The sequence below is a fragment of the Pseudomonas sp. NPDC087697 genome (assembly GCF_044743155.1).
In the GTDB taxonomy this organism is placed as follows: Bacteria; Pseudomonadota; Gammaproteobacteria; order Pseudomonadales; family Pseudomonadaceae; genus Aquipseudomonas.
This window is the reverse complement of the sequence record NZ_JBIUVW010000009.1, coordinates 15404-29494: the sequence shown is the minus strand read 5'-3', so window position 1 is coordinate 29494 and position 14091 is coordinate 15404. Positions and strand designations below refer to the sequence as shown.

Annotated in this window: 14 protein-coding genes and 4 pseudogenes; 8 read left to right on the top strand and 10 right to left on the bottom strand. The window is 55.6% G+C overall.

Going from position 1 to position 14091, the window contains the following annotated elements; all coding sequences use genetic code 11:
* Positions 1 to 130: 130 nt before the first annotated feature.
* Complete coding sequence (locus ACIPIN_RS09285) at positions 131 to 1237, top strand: hypothetical protein (protein WP_401117719.1); 1107 nt, start codon at positions 131 to 133, stop codon at positions 1235 to 1237.
* Positions 1234 to 1659: a hypothetical protein gene (locus tag ACIPIN_RS09280; RefSeq protein WP_401117717.1), complete on the top strand. Its 426-nt coding sequence runs from the start codon at positions 1234 to 1236 to the stop codon at positions 1657 to 1659. The genes ACIPIN_RS09285 and ACIPIN_RS09280 overlap by 4 nt, the downstream gene beginning before the upstream one ends.
* Here the strand turns inward: ACIPIN_RS09280 and ACIPIN_RS09275 are convergent.
* Positions 1650 to 2198 carry an RNA 2'-phosphotransferase gene (locus tag ACIPIN_RS09275; protein WP_401117715.1) on the bottom strand — a complete coding sequence of 183 codons (549 nt, stop codon included), beginning with the start codon at positions 2196 to 2198 and terminating at the stop codon, positions 1650 to 1652. The genes ACIPIN_RS09280 and ACIPIN_RS09275 overlap by 10 nt on opposite strands.
* Positions 2195 to 2470 carry a helix-turn-helix domain-containing protein gene (locus tag ACIPIN_RS09270; RefSeq protein ID WP_401117908.1) on the bottom strand — a complete coding sequence of 92 codons (276 nt, stop codon included), beginning with the start codon at positions 2468 to 2470 and terminating at the stop codon, positions 2195 to 2197. Before ACIPIN_RS09270 ends, ACIPIN_RS09275 begins: the two co-directional genes overlap by 4 nt.
* Before the next feature lie 120 nt (positions 2471 to 2590).
* Between ACIPIN_RS09270 and ACIPIN_RS09265 the strand changes: the two are divergent.
* Positions 2591 to 2941, top strand: a pseudogene (locus ACIPIN_RS09265) (IS3 family transposase); the annotation flags it as partial.
* A 401-nt stretch (positions 2942 to 3342) separates the two neighbouring features.
* On the opposite strand, the gene ACIPIN_RS09260 reads toward ACIPIN_RS09265, so the two are convergent.
* Together ACIPIN_RS09260 and ACIPIN_RS09255 are read right to left on the bottom strand one after the other, a co-directional pair.
* Positions 3343 to 3714, bottom strand: a complete 372-nt coding sequence (locus tag ACIPIN_RS09260; protein ID WP_401117713.1) for a DUF6124 family protein — start codon at positions 3712 to 3714, stop codon at positions 3343 to 3345.
* A 494-nt stretch (positions 3715 to 4208) separates the two neighbouring features.
* Positions 4209 to 4433: pseudogene (locus ACIPIN_RS09255) on the bottom strand (LysR family transcriptional regulator); the annotation flags it as partial.
* Between the two features lie 8 nt (positions 4434 to 4441).
* Between ACIPIN_RS09255 and ACIPIN_RS09250 the strand changes: the two are divergent.
* Positions 4442 to 4783: pseudogene (locus tag ACIPIN_RS09250) on the top strand (hypothetical protein); the annotation flags it as partial.
* 159 nt (positions 4784 to 4942) lie between these two features.
* Here the strand turns inward: ACIPIN_RS09250 and ACIPIN_RS09245 are convergent.
* The 3 genes and pseudogenes from ACIPIN_RS09245 to ACIPIN_RS09235 all read right to left on the bottom strand — a co-directional run bounded on the left by ACIPIN_RS09245 (position 4943) and on the right by ACIPIN_RS09235 (position 6866).
* A complete protein-coding gene (locus ACIPIN_RS09245; RefSeq protein ID WP_401117711.1) occupies positions 4943 to 5245 on the bottom strand; it encodes a Fis family transcriptional regulator in 303 nt (100 codons plus the stop codon).
* 10 nt (positions 5246 to 5255) lie between these two features.
* A pseudogene (locus tag ACIPIN_RS09240) lies at positions 5256 to 5345 on the bottom strand (type II toxin-antitoxin system RelE/ParE family toxin); the annotation flags it as partial.
* Positions 5346 to 5447: 102 nt separating this feature from the next.
* Complete coding sequence (locus ACIPIN_RS09235) at positions 5448 to 6866, bottom strand: MFS transporter (RefSeq protein ID WP_401117709.1); 1419 nt, start codon at positions 6864 to 6866, stop codon at positions 5448 to 5450.
* 158 nt (positions 6867 to 7024) lie between these two features.
* On the opposite strand from ACIPIN_RS09235, the gene ACIPIN_RS09230 reads away from it, so the two are divergent.
* Positions 7025 to 7639 carry a helix-turn-helix transcriptional regulator gene (locus ACIPIN_RS09230; RefSeq protein ID WP_401117708.1) on the top strand — a complete coding sequence of 205 codons (615 nt, stop codon included), beginning with the start codon at positions 7025 to 7027 and terminating at the stop codon, positions 7637 to 7639.
* Between the two features lie 157 nt (positions 7640 to 7796).
* Here ACIPIN_RS09230 and ACIPIN_RS09225 read toward each other — a convergent pair whose 3' ends face one another.
* Genes ACIPIN_RS09225 through ACIPIN_RS09215 form a run of 3 tightly spaced genes read right to left on the bottom strand, consistent with a single transcriptional unit; the run spans position 7797 to position 10816 of the window.
* Positions 7797 to 8666 (bottom strand): TauD/TfdA family dioxygenase, encoded by an 870-nt coding sequence (locus tag ACIPIN_RS09225; protein WP_401117706.1) that lies wholly within the window; start codon positions 8664 to 8666, stop codon positions 7797 to 7799.
* 12 nt (positions 8667 to 8678) lie between these two features.
* Positions 8679 to 10211 carry an AMP-binding protein gene (locus tag ACIPIN_RS09220; protein ID WP_401117704.1) on the bottom strand — a complete coding sequence of 511 codons (1533 nt, stop codon included), beginning with the start codon at positions 10209 to 10211 and terminating at the stop codon, positions 8679 to 8681.
* Positions 10208 to 10816 (bottom strand): thermostable hemolysin, encoded by a 609-nt coding sequence (locus tag ACIPIN_RS09215; RefSeq protein WP_123428033.1) that lies wholly within the window; start codon positions 10814 to 10816, stop codon positions 10208 to 10210. Before ACIPIN_RS09215 ends, ACIPIN_RS09220 begins: the two co-directional genes overlap by 4 nt.
* Before the next feature lie 499 nt (positions 10817 to 11315).
* Between ACIPIN_RS09215 and ACIPIN_RS09210 the strand changes: the two genes are divergently transcribed.
* From ACIPIN_RS09210 to ACIPIN_RS09200, 3 genes are all read left to right on the top strand, one after another.
* Positions 11316 to 12239, top strand: coding sequence for a LysR family transcriptional regulator (locus ACIPIN_RS09210; RefSeq protein ID WP_401117702.1), 924 nt, complete (start codon positions 11316 to 11318; stop codon positions 12237 to 12239).
* Positions 12240 to 12661: 422 nt separating this feature from the next.
* Positions 12662 to 12853: a YegP family protein gene (locus tag ACIPIN_RS09205; RefSeq protein ID WP_401117700.1), complete on the top strand. Its 192-nt coding sequence runs from the start codon at positions 12662 to 12664 to the stop codon at positions 12851 to 12853.
* 268 nt (positions 12854 to 13121) lie between these two features.
* A complete protein-coding gene (locus tag ACIPIN_RS09200; protein WP_401117698.1) occupies positions 13122 to 14090 on the top strand; it encodes a glycosyltransferase family 2 protein in 969 nt (322 codons plus the stop codon).
* Position 14091 lies beyond the last annotated feature (1 nt).

The following is a 14091-nucleotide window of genomic DNA, read 5'->3' as shown; positions in this document are numbered from 1 at the left end:
ACGTGGCATACAAAAGACTGCATGGGACGCTACAAGAAGAAAAGGGGACAGGTTTATTTGTTAGGGGCGAGCCTCGTCATTGGAAGCTAATAAATAAATCTGTCCCCTTTTTCGTTTTGCATTAGCGCCGTTGGCGGATACCTACGATGTCACTGCGACGGTCAACGGTTTTCCACTGCTCAGTGACAAAAAGAGCTACACCCCTGAAGAAACCGTTCGGCTGCTTCAAAATTACAGCGTCACTCACCCGGAAGCGTATGCGGATAACCGCCTTAACGGCGAATATCTGAACCCTAACTTCAATTTTTTACCAACAGCTGAGAGCTATCGTAACCAGGATTTTTATGACAAAAATCTGAATTTCCGTGACGGTTTTGGTGCCTATACCGCAGGTGTTCTCACGGGTTCGGCACAGGGCTATTGGGATGCTACTACCGGTGCAGCGGCCAATTTCTGGGCGCTGGGCAATAGTCTTTTCAACCACCCCGCGGATACAACGAGCCAGATCGCAAACGGTCTCTTGTTCTCGATGGCGAGCCCCGATAGGCTGTGGAGCAGCTATCGCGAGAATAAGAATGACGTAGAAATACTGACCTATCTGTATCAGCTGCAGGGCGACACGGCTGCTAGCGCGGCGGTTCGAGCCAAATATGATGCGCAGATGGCAATCAATCTGTTGCCAGCGGGTCGGGTTGGAAAGCTGGCTGAGGTTGGGGCGGGTGCAAAAGGACCTGTATCGAGAAATCTGAATCCGAGCAGTGCCTTCACAGACGCCGAAGCCGGTGCTTTAGTAGATAGAAATGTTGCAAAAGGTGTAGGCAATGCAGCAACTTATGCTGCTGATGATATTCGCTTCTCGCAGAATACTGTTTCGTTTAACAAGACAGATCGGATTTCTGGCACGAACTACACCTACGACGATTTAGTCCAGAGCATGAAAACCAATGGCTGGAAAGGTGATCCGGTTGATGTCGTGAAAATGCCGGATGGTAAGCTGACTAGTATGGACAACACTCGAATTGCTGCTGCCAGAGAAGCGGGGATTGACGTGAATGCTAGCGTTCGTGGATTTGACGATCCATTGACGCCCGCTATTCAAGAGGCGAGAGGGTGGCAGAATTTTGATACTTGGGGAGAGGCAATAACTGGCCGTATAAATAAACAGTCAGGAGGTTTTTCTGCTTCCAATCCTTACGGTTCAACAGAGCCACCACGTATTTCTGGAGGCGGGAAATGATGAAGCCTTTTTTGTATGAACTTCCAATTTTGCCAGATGGCTTTCAACTTCCTACGGACTATCTAAATGTGGTTTTGGCTGGTGAGATAGATATAGCGCCTTGGCGTTTTCTAACGAAAGATATGGCGCTCTCTCTCTTTTATTATGGTTCTATGCTTTTGAAATTTCCAGGGACTGCTCTGGTTCCATTTGCAATTATTCAAGATGAGTCTGGATTGTATAATGATGGCTGGGTAGTTCTCGCTTGCTTTGATGGAGGCAAGGGGGGGGATTCAAGTGTTCGGATTTATGATTACTCAAGGCCGAAATCAAGTCCTTGGGATAACTTTTCTTACTCTGGTTTTTCTGAATGGTTTAGTGCTGCCAAAGAAGAATCTGCTCGTTATAAGGCTGATCGGGTCGGAGACGAAGGCTATTCCTGATGTATAAAAAAAATGGGGACGTGACTCGTTAACCATACGCCATTCTCAGCCTGAAAAAACTTGAAGCCCTGCTGGTACATTTGCAGGGCTTCAATTTTTAGCACTACAGGTTTTCCATATCGCTGTCCCACCGATGCGGCAGTGGCCATGTCTTGTGATAAATGCACGTGATGGCGAGAACCCGCAATTAATCCTTTTTTCTGAATTGACTCTAGAAAGCGAGTTGCTGTTCCGTGGTACAAAAACTCGGGCGGCTCTTTCTCAATATACTGAAGGTTTACGCTTTCAGTTGAATGGCCCTGCACGGCGCGAATGTATTGCGCGTCGTTAGAAATAGCAAAACGCTTTTTATCGCTGCTGCTGACCACAGTCAGGATCAGTTCTCGATTTAAAATACGCCCTTCCTTAGCGGCGCCTGCAATTAAGAAATCAATTTCTGCCCAGCCTTCCATGTCTAGCTGAAGTCCAATGGACTGCGGTTCATGTCGCAATACATAGCTGAGAAACTTACTGACTTCGTTGAGCTGTTTGCTGTTCATGGTTGCTGTTTTGACTCTGGAGTGGGTACAAAAAATCGTTTTGTCTGGTGTTTCAAAATCATCGCATCGAGTAGGGCGAGCACAGAGCGGCGTTCGTCCTCGTCCATTTGCACCACAGCTTCAAATTTGAGTTTTAGCTCGTTCTGCGGCTCGCGCTCGTTTTCTTCAAACACCAGCCAATCGGTGGAGACGTTAAAGGCCACGGCCACCTTCTTGAGTACCTCAAGCGATGGTTGGGCTTCACCGGATTCATAGCGTTTTAGCTGGGTGATATAGATTTCACGGTGTCAGCCATTTGCTGTTGGGTCAAGAAAAGGGGAAAGATTTATTTGTTAGCGGTGTCCCGTCCTGAATAAGGTTTACACCTTCTGATCTATTTTCAGGAGGACGTAATGGAAGCAGGAAAAAGGCGCAGTCAGCGAGACTACACGCTGACCTTTAAATTGTCGGTCGTCGACCAGGTCGAAAAAGGCGAGTTGAGTTATAAAGAGGCTCAGGAGCGCTACGGGATTCAAGGCAAGACGACCGTTCTGACGTGGTTACGCAAGCATGGTCGGCAAGACTGGAGCCCAGGCACATACATTGGCTCGCCGAGGATGGGGTCTATGCCCGACAAAAACCGACCATTGACGCCAGAGCAACGCATCAAAGAACTTGAAGAGCAGCTCGCGCTGTCCAATCAGAAAGCGCAGTTTTTCGAAGCTGTCGTGGATGTCTTGAAGAATGACTACGGCCTCTCTGTCTGTCCCGTCCTGAATAAGGTTTACACCTGTTTCAGGGCTAGACAGGCGAGCCTCGTCATTGAAGTGTCTAGTCCTGAAACAGGTGTAAACCTATTTCAGGACTAGACACAGGGGCGAGCCCCATCATTGGAAGCTAATAAATAAATCTGTGTCGCGTTTCTTGATTCAGAAAACCGCGCCTTGCGCAGGCGACATCCTTTGGCAGCGAGAGGCAATCCTTTGCCCTCCATAAAAATGCTTGTCTGGTCACGCTAGTTCGTTCAGACGTTCCGGGTCACGCAAAGCATTGTCGGGATGTTTCCGAGAAGGCCAAAAAGATCGCAGGCTGCGCCAGCTACGCCGAATGAAGTGTCCCGCGTAGGAGTTGCCGAAGGCTGCGATCATTGCCCAACCTCCGGCGACTACGCCGGTTCAGGTGGATCGAGGTGATCCAGTGCGCGATTCACCGCCAGTTCGGCTAAAGAGATCATCTGTTGAATCGCCAGTGCGGTATTGCGTTTGGGGCCGTCGAGGTCGAATGCCAGATCGCTGGCCATGACGTTGGCCGAGGCGAGGGTTTCGCAGGCGTGGGCCAGCAGGGTTTCGCTGTCGACGTCGGGGGCAATGACGAAAATGCAGCCGGGGCGTCGATCGGCTAACAATGCCTTGGTTTCAGGCAGTACCAGGTAGTGATCGAGCGCGCGGTGCGCGGCGGCGTGGAGTTCTTTTGAGTCGAGGGAGGCGTAGGGGGAAACGGGGTCGGTTTCGGGGGGATTTGGAGTTGGTTTGAACATGGTGATGCTCCTAGAGTTGTGGAGCTGCCACACATCGCTGCTAGACGAATTAGGGGTGGCGGCTGTACGCGGGTTAGCAGACCAGGACTCTAGAACCCGGCGCACCGAAGTGCCCCACGCAAAGCCGCCATAACATGAACTGCCAGGCATAAAAACACCTGCTCATGAACGGTGGACGCTGTACGTCTAGAGAATACCCGGGCTGCTAAACCCGATCGCTGATAATCAGCGACACGGAAACGATAGAGGCGAGGACCAAAGCGCACAAGCCGGCGGATTCTGGCGCAGGTGTAGGCCGTGACGCAAGGCGTTGTAGCCTCTGACGGGGGCTGCGTAGGCAAGCTTAAACGCCCGTAGCAGCTGCCGAGCCCGCGAGGCTGCGTTCGGCTGCGCAGCGGTCGTAAAATCAAGCAACATGTTCTTTCGGGTAAACCGCGTATGCAGGGTTTGCGAGGACTGCGTCCTCGAACGCAGCCTCGCGGGCTCGACAGCTGCTACGGGGCGACCTGTGCAAACGCTGTCAGCAAATCCTCTTCAAACGCCAGCTGCGCATCGCCCGGCACCTGCGTGCGGTGTCGGGCCAGGTGGAAGGTCACCTCAAAACTCAACTCCGGTTGGCCGACGGTTTTGAGCAAACCGTTGTCTTCCCACGAGCGGGTGAAATGGTCAGGCAGATAGTCGACATGTTTGCCGGACAGGATGAAGGCGAGGTCCCCTTTTCTCTAGTAGCGCGAGCCCTTCCAATCCGCAGAAATACCTGATCGAAACCAACCCGGTGCTCACCGACCTCAAGCAGTTCATGAGCTCGGACTACCTGCTGGCGGGTCTCGGCTACGACCCGGACAAAAGCGCCAAACGTCTGGGCGATGGTTTCTACGAACAGCGGCTGATCCAGCAAGCGGTGGTGTCCCGTACCGGTCAGCGCTTCATCGATGGCCGGACCTCGGACGAAGCACTGTTCAAGTACCTGATGAACAATGCCATCGCCAGCAAGAACGAGCTGAACCTGTCTGTCGACGTGAGCCTCACCGCCGAGCAGGTCGCGGCCCTGACCCGGTGTCTATGGCTTAGCGCGTTCGCTTGCGGGCGAAGGCTCCGCATCCATACGTTGTAAATTCACATCGAGCAAATCGCAGCTATCGCGTAGCGGAATACAGCAAAGCAGCGCGAAGTCGCTGAGGATCAGCTTTTCCCTCCCGTCCTTGGGCTTGCAGGCAAAGGACCGGGATTATGCGCGATGTTCTTCGTGCTCAGGCACGAGGCGAACCTCTACGCGTTGACCCAGTGCGCGGGCAGCGCTGGCCAGAGTGGCCAGCGTCATGCCAGCGTCATTTTGATCAAGCGCGCGATCCACAGCCGTACGACTGGTATGCATCCGCTCAGCGAGCGCTTTTTTGCTGACGCGTTGCAGCTTCATCGCTTCGGCAATCTGCCTGGAGATGACGCGCTTGAGCGCTGCTGCGGAGACTTCCTCGGCAAGGCCTTGCTCGGCCAGGAAATCGTCAAAGTCAGATCCGATGTGTTTGTTCATGCGCTGTACCTCATAGTCTTGCTTTGCGCTGCTTGGCAGTGGCCATGTCAGACTCGGGTGTTTTTTGGCTCTTCTTGATGAAACCATGGAGTAGAACCATGTCGCATTCACGTACCGGTTCATTCCAGGCGTCCGTGCAGAAGAAACATACAGTGAACAGAATGGCGGCCAATACCGGTTTTAGAATGAAGCGCGAGCCGCCTCAGGCCGTAGAAAGGTTCGGCCGAATACGCGCCGAACGCACCGCGGTCACCAGCGCCAGGATCGGCGCAATGGTAAACAGCGCAAACAGCCAGCGCGCGGCGTTTGCGGTGCCTTCAACGTTGGTCGGGTCGTTGAGTCCGGCCATGTTGGCGATCATGCCGGCCAGTGCCGCGCCGAGTGCGGTGGCGAACAGTTGCACAGTGGTGATGGATGAAGCCGCCGAGTCCTGATCTTCGGCCGAAGCCACCTGCAAGACCCGAGTCAGCAGGTGTGGCCAGCCGAGGCCAATGCCAAACCCGACGAGCGTCAGGGCGATGCAGATCGGCGTGAGCAGCGCCCAGTCTCCGCCGCTGTTGAACGGTGTGGCGATGGCCAGGATGATTAGCCCGACCAGCACGAACACCGGGCCGCTGATAATTGCACGGCGTACGCCGCGCTCGCGCCAGCCGGAGCTCATCACTTCAGACAGCGTCCAGCCCGCCGCCATGAGCGCTGCGAGGTAGCCGGAGATCAGCGGTGTCTGCCCGTGCAGGGTTTGCAGGAAGTACGGCACAAAGATCTCGCTGGTCATGCCGATCACCAACAGCCCCATGGTCGCGTACAGCGCGCAGAGCGGGGTATTGAGGCGCAAGGCGTCCTTGGGCAGCAGACGGGTTTGGGTACTTGATTCATGACGCACCAGGAAAAACACCAGCAGCAGGCAGAGGCCTATGCCAAGCAGGTTCCAGGTCGGAAGTGATGAGGCGCTGCCGGCGCAAACCGACAGCACTGCCGCAGCCAGCAGGAACAGCTGCGGTACGGGCAAACGGCCTGCGGGTGGTTGATTCTTGTCGCGCTTGGGCAACACTCGGCTGGTCAGCACGATGTAGGCGAGCGTCACAGGTGCCAGCGCACCAAAGGCTAAACGCCAGGCATCCATTTCAGCGAAGATGCCGCCAATGGCCGGGCCGATCAGCGTGGCGATCCCCCACATACCCGAGACCAGGGCCATGGCCCGAGGCCAGAGACGCTCTTCGAACACCAACTGAATCATCGAGTAGCACAGCGCAAACACCAAGCCGCCGCCCAGGCCTTGAACGGAGCGTCCGACCAACATCACCGGCATACTCGGTGCCAGTGCACAGATGAGACTACCCGCCAGGAATAACAATGAGGCCACGGCATAGGCGACGCGTGGCCCCGCGTGTTGCAGGACTTTGGCCGTCAGGGCTGAGCCAAGAATCGACGCGACGACGAAGAGTGTGGTGTTCCAGGCATACAGGTCGAGCCCGCCGATTTCCTTGACCACTGAGGGCAGGATGGTCGTGGCGATGTAAATATTGATCGCGTGCAGCGCAACGCCTCCCGACAGTGCGATGGATCGCGCGGCGTTTTTTCCGGAGAGTAAATCGCTCCAGCTGCTTCCTTGCGTAGACATACAACCTCCTGCTGTGACTCGCGACCCGATGGATTGCGAGCGTCAATTGCCTGTTTTCAAGGCCTGGGTTAGATTTACCAAGTAAATTCTTTAAATATTGAAGCTGCGGGGGTCGCTGTTTGTCAAGTAAACACTTGGAAAACCAGGATGAAGTGTCGATGTCGGCTGCCGACCGACTGCTTCACCTGCTCAAGACTCGTGGCCCGCAGTTGGCGGCCGATGCCGGACGCGCGCTGGGTACCACGGGGGAAGCGGCGCGCCAGCAGTTCGTCAAGCTGGCCGCCAGCGGTCTGGTGCAAGCCCGGTCCGAGGCTCGAGGCGTGGGGCGTCCGTCGCAGGTCTGGCACCTGACGGCGGCCGGTCATGCGCGGTTTCCGGATACTCACTCGGAACTGACCGTGCAGCTCTTGCAGACCGTGCGCGAGACTTTCGGGCCCGAGGCCATCGATCGTCTGATCGATGTTCGCGAGCAGCAGAGTCGCACCTTGTACCTGCAAGAACTGGCCGGCGCCGAGACCCTCCAAGAGCGGGTCAAACGCCTCACCGCCCTGCGTGTCCGCGAAGGCTATATGGCCGAGTGGAGCGAGCAACCGGACGGAGCCTTTGTGTTAGTCGAGAACCATTGCCCGATCTGCGCGGCAGCCGCAGCGTGTCAGGGTTTCTGTCGTGCCGAACTGAATGTGTTCGAGCAGGTTCTGCAAGCCCGGGTCGAGCGCGTGGAGCACATTCTGATGAATGCACGCCGTTGTGCTTATCGCATTACCCCGGCCTGAAGAGCCCCCGAGACATTCAATCCGCCTTGGCCGCAGACTTGATCTACAGGCCGAACCCGCCGCTGCGGTCAATCAGTTGATGGTCTTGGCTGTCGACGAAACTCTCGTACAGGCCTTCGACGGCCCAGGTCCGATGAGTGATTTGTCAGGGTGGCCATTACCGGTAGCTCAGCGCATTGAAGATGCGACGCTGTTCATCGATGATCGCTTGTCGGCCGTGCATGACCCTACGGTTGTCGATCATCACCAGGTCCAGGTCCTGCCAGCCCACGGTGTGAGTGTTGCGTTCGGTGACCTGGGTGATTTCCGTCAGCAGGTCGGCGGGAATCTCCTCTCCGTTCTCGAAGTCGATCACCGGTTTCTCGTAGTTGAAGGACGGCCCGAGAATGCTGTTGGCGAAGGCCGGGTGCTCGCAGAAACTGGAGGTCTGGCACGCCGGGACGCTGTAGGCATAGGCCACGCAATCGGTACCTGGGTTGTATTCCATCCGGGTGTTGGGGTCCTGGCCGATGATCTCGCTCAGGTGCTCGAAACTGGCGTCTTCCAGTTGCTGGATTTGCGGCTTGTAGTAGCAGACGATCTTGCGCCACTTTTCGCCCGGCACCGTGCGGCGGTAGCGGATAGGGGTGCTCTCGAAGCGCTGACGGGCCTCTTCGCTGAGCTCCTGGTAGACCTTCACCCCATCGCATAAAGTGGTTTGCGAACCCTTGGTGGGGGCAATTTCGCAGAAGAACCATGTCAGATCCGGCCAGATCGGCGCGTTGCCGTTTTCGCAGTGCAGGCCTACAGCATCGGTGCCGGCGTCCACCAATTGTGCGACGCCTTTGGCGATCACGCGGCCCGGGTCCAGGCTCAGGCGCGAGCTGTGTTTTTTCACGAAGGCACCGAACTCGTCCAGGGACCGGATGCAGTTGCGGAAGATAATCACGCCGGCGCTCGAGAGCTCTTCGAATACCGCCGCAGTGTTGGCGTTCAAGGCATGCTCGCGGTCGGTGATGACCCGGGCCTGATAAATGGATTGAGTCATGTCGCTAGTCCTTTAGTGAATACATGTCTGACGATGCAGGTCGCTGGCTTGAACTCTACGGGCCGGGCCGTTGAGGGTATAGAGGCTTTTCAGCTGCGGAGCGTCTGGCGCCAATGGCCAGATGACCTGAGGCAACTCGACTTCCGAGAAGCGCTGTTGCGCCCAGTCCTGGGTGTGCGGGTGGTTGAACGAAGGCCCGACGCTGAGCACGATCGCCAGTTGACCGTCTGCGGTCATGAACATCAGCGCATCGTTCACACCGGTTTGTTCTTTGAACTCCAGCTCGATTTGCTCCGGAGAAACATTGCGACCGTTGGGCAGGTAGATGATGTTTTTCTCGCGGCCAGTGATGTAGAGGAAACCCTCGTCATCGAATTCGCCGATATCGCCCGTGCGCAGCCAGCCATCTTCAGTGAAGGAGCAGGCACTGGGATCGACCCAGGAGTAACCCTGGAACATTGAGGTGCTTTTGATTTCTACCCGTTGCTGATCCGTCACCCGGACCTGGACGTGAGGCAAGGGTTTGCCGACGCTGCCCAGCTTGCCGTCGGTGGGGGTGTTGACACTGACCACCGAACCGTTCTCGCTCAGCCCGTAACCCTGATGAACCTGAATACCCTGCGCGCTCAGGCGTTGCAGTTTTTCGCTGCTGATCGGAGCGCCACCGGCGGTGATGTACAACTCGTTGCGCAGCAACGACAGCAGCTGTGGGTCGGTGTTTTGCTCGGCAATTTCAAGGAACACGTCGAGCATCATCGGCGGTACGGTGACCGCGCTCGCCCGGGTTCTGAGCAGTTGCGCAAGAATCGCCGAGGTGCTGTAGCCAGTCTCGCCGATCAGAGGCGTGTGCTCGTCCAGGAAGTACACCGTGCCGCCGGACAGCAGCGGCAGGTAGACCGCCGTGATCTGTTCGATCAACAGGCTCAACGGCACCACCGACAGGTAGCGTTTCTGCAAGTCAGCCGGGACCACGCCGAGTAGCGATTGCAGCACGGCGCTCAGTCCGCCGAGGCTTTGCTTCACGCCTTTGGGCTTGCTGGTGGTGCCGGAGGTGTGGATGACTTTGCAGATCCATTCAGCATCGGCGCTGTCGATGAAGCTTGGGCCCGCCGGCAGCAAAAGCTCGGTCTGAAGTGCGCTGGGTACATGCACCAGACGGCTGGCGTTCAGGTCGATTTCCCAGCGCTTTTCCAGAGTCTCCAGGCCTTTGTCATCGACCAGGAAGCCCGAGCATTCGAAGGCCAGGTGTTCGGCCTGGTACTTACTGAAGCCCAAAGGCAGCGGCAAGGAGGTGAAGCCGAAGAGCAGGCAGGCGAAGTCGGCAATGACCCAGTCACTGCTGTTGCGCATGACGATGCCGATGGTGCGCTTTTCGTCGGTGAACTGACGGTTCATGTGTTGCCCAAGCTGCCGGGCATGCTCCAGCACTTGGGCGTAGGTCAGACGGCGCCCGCCCGTGCCGTCTGCCGAAGGAATATCGACGACGCAGACGGCATCCGGTGTGCGTTGTGCCTGGGCCAGCAAGTGTTCGACGAAATGAGTCATGCTGCTTGCTCGCTCTGCACGTCGAGTCGGAAAACGGTCTTGAGGACGGTCTCGTGATAGTGATGCTTCATCTCGCCCAGCTTGATGTAGCCGGTGATGGGCGTTTGCTCGTAGTAGGAGCCCCATTCGACTTCCGCTTGGGAGGTCATGCGTTGCGGGTCGGCATCGCAGATCTTGTTGACCTTGACGTTGCAGTAGCCCATCGATTTGATCAATTGGGGTGTGCAGGTGCACAGCACGTAGCGTGCGCCCATGCACCAGGTCACCATTGAGAGCATGTTGAACAGGGTCTGGCCGGCAACCGAATTGATCGACGCGGTATTGCCGATTTCGACGATGCAGTCGCGTTCGATCCGGGTGTTGGTGATTCTCGACAGCGTCTCCTCGGACGGTGAGTCCAGATAACATTCGGACAATAGAGGGCCTGACTTGGCGAAACTAAAACCGGCACATGACTGAATGGAGTCATTGTTATCGAATACGATTAAAAAGTACTCGGGGGATGGCTCGATGATGGCGTTAAAGGATTTCATGTACCGACTTTTTACAAAGTCAACTGCGGACTTCCAGAGCAGGGTGTCGCGTTTGGCTACTTGAGTACGCATGCAAGTTTTCCTTTCTTTTCTGCGTGGATCGATAGACGGATTGTTTTGGTACAGAAGTACTAAAGTCTCTTGTTATTACGGCAACAGGGGGCTTATCCATGCCCTATGTAATGGCGTGGCTTAATCAGCTGATTGGCTTGATTTTTATAGTGTTTTTATTCAGTACTGACGATTTTCCAGGCTGCCACACGCGTCCGCAGAAAAGCCGCATAGTATGTGCGGGCTTTTCTGAGCGGAAGATACGGGCGTAGTTTGGCGTGTCAGTGAGTAGCGAATCCTTCCGATGGATTAATTAGATAGCGTCCTGCTTGGCGTGGGTTTTTATCATAAGCGGCTTGATTGTTTTAAATGAATTAATTAGTCGGTATTCATTCAGAATCTTCATGTGAGGCATGAGGCCGATCGAGGTATCGATAGCGTAGGGCGAGAGGACTTTTTGTGGTAAAACGCCGAGCCGCAGTAGCTGTGATTTTTACCCGATACGAACAGGGAGGTTCGAATGTTTTCCAAGATCAGTCTCGACCAGTGGCAGGCTTTTGTTTCTACGGTTGAGTGTGGCGGTTTCCAGCAGGCCGGCGAGTATATGTTCAAGTCGCAGTCGGCCGTCAGCCATTCGGTCAACCGCATGGAAACCCTGCTGGGTCAGGAACTGTTCCTGATCGAGGGGCGCAAGGCCGTATTGACACCTCTGGGCCAGGCCCTGTTGCCTCAGGCCAAGCACCTGCTGGGTTCGGCGAAAAAACTTGAGCGACTGGCCATTCAATACCAGCCGGGGTTGTTTACCGAACACTCGCTGGCGGTCGACATGTTGTTTCCCGCCGACGTACTGGAGCAGGCGCTGTTGCGCTTTTCTTCGGTCTTGCAAGGGTACCGTATCCGGCTTTATGAAACGGCCTTGTCCGGTGCATGCGAATTGCTGGAAGACGGCAAGGTCGAGTTGGCTATCGCCAGTAGTCTGCCGGCGGGTTATATGCAGGAATTCCTGCTCAACGTTTCGTTGCTGTGCGTCGTGGCGTCCGATCACTCACTGGCCCATTTCAATGGCGAGCTGAACCTGACTGACATGAAAGACTACCGGCAAATAGTGGTTTGCGATTCGGGTATGCGCAACTCGCAGAACAGCAGTTGGCCTGGCACGTCCCAGTGCTGGACCGTGAGTAACCTGAGCACCGCGCTGACATTTGTCGAACGCGGTCTGGGCTTTGCCTGGTTGCCTGAGCACATGGTCAGCGAAAAGCTGGCGAGCGGTCAGTTGTGCCCGGTGCCACTGTGTCATCAACGCGAATGCAAAGTGCCGATGTATATGGGTTTCCTGGAAGAGTGCAAGCTCAACCCTGAAGTCCGGCTGATGACCGACATCATTCGCGAGCTGTGCCAAGGCATCAAGAGCAACCAGTCCGAGCCCCTGGCCTTGGTGCTTTGAAATCGTAAACAGCGCTGAACAGGCGTGCCCACTGACACGGCGAGCTTGTCCGCCTTGTCGCTGGTCAGCAGCGTGGTATCGCCGCTGTACCAATCAGTCATTTTTTCTAATTGTCCTCGGCGCTCGGCAGGCATTGGCCGGGCGCGATTACGGATTGATCTTGTTTGTGCGGGGTTTTTGGTGAACTGAGCGGGATGAATGCGGCATAGGCGCCGTATGAAAAATAAGTACTGTTTCCTGAAAAGTGACTGGGCTCAGTCACCCTTTTTACTGGCCTCAGTGTCTGTTGGCCTTCGTCGAGACGGAGCGTTTTTTTGGCAATATTTGCTAACTTTTGAGCGCCGTTAAATCTTGAATCACTTGTCTACTCTGCCTGCACAGACCAGGAGTCTGTAGTTATCAGCAGTCGCAAGGAGCGAACAATGTACTTTGAGATTTACAGGCAATCACGAGGCACCCCGCTTACCGGGAAGGGCCAATGGCGCTGGCGATTAAGGGCGGCCAATCATGAGACGGTTGTCAGTGGCGAGTCGTACGTCAACAAGGCGGATTGTTTGCACGTGATTGGGTTGATCAAAAGCGTCCACAACGAAACGTCGGTGAAGGAAATCTAGGCAGTCCCTGCTTGTGCGTTGAAGCGAAGCTGCTCAGTTGGATAGAGCAGCTTCGCGTCACAGGTCTTAAGGTTGTTTATGCCCCAGCTTCTGGTGAGTCAGGTCATCCACCTGGTGGCGATAGGGAGCAAGTAAATGGCCAAAACCGCCGCAGTTTCGCCCTTGCATCACCTTCCGCGCTCCTGCTTAATGCGACTTGGCTCATGGCGCTGGATATCAACCGGTGACCTCGGATTGTAGAAAAATCACTATAAAAAAGAGCAATCAATTGACCCATCAGCATGGAACGCATTTGGTCGGGCATGTGGCGCTATCGCTCGTCATTCCGGTCTTCAATGAGGCGGCCACCATCGATTTGTTCATTGAGCGGATTACAGACGTCTTCAAGGATGAGGCACTGGTTGGTCTGGAGATGGTGTTCGTCAATGACGGCAGTACCGACACGACATTGGACCTGCTTCTGGAGCGTCAGAAGTCTGATCCGCGTGTTCGTATCATCGATCTGAGCCGCAATTTCGGAAAGGAAGCCGCGTTGACCGCCGGCTTGCAGGCCGTCACCGGCCAGGTGGTGGTACCCATCGATGTCGATCTGCAGGATCCGCCGCAAGTCATCCTCGAAATGATTGCCCGTTGGCGTGAAGGTTATGAAGTCGTCCTGGGCCATCGTGTGAGTCGTAACAGCGACTCCTGGGCCAAGCAAACGTCGGCCAACTGGTTTTATCGCCTGCACAACAAAATCTCTGACCAGCCGCTGCCCAAAGATGTCGGTGATTTTCGGCTCATGGACCGCTGCGTGATCGATGCCTTGCAGACCTTGCCGGAATCCCGGCGTTTCATGAAAGGTTTGTTCGCCTGGGTCGGGTTTCGGACCACCCATGTCGATTACGAGCGGCCGGAGCGGGTGGCGGGGGAGTCCAAGTTCAACGGCTGGCGCTTGTGGAATTTCGCTCTGGAAGGCATTACCAGTTTCAGTACCGACCCACTCAAGATCTGGACCTATCTAGGGCTATTCGTTTCTGTGGTTTCTTTCTCGTTCGCCACGTTCATTGTGTTGCGCACGTTGTTTACCGGGATCGATGTACCGGGCTACGCCTCGCTGATGGTCGCCGTCACCTTTCTGGGTGGCCTGCAACTGATTGGTATCGGGGTACTGGGTGAGTACCTGGGCCGAACCTACATCGAATCAAAACGCCGCCCGGTTTATCTGGTGCGTCGTGTCTATAACGCCAAGGACTGAA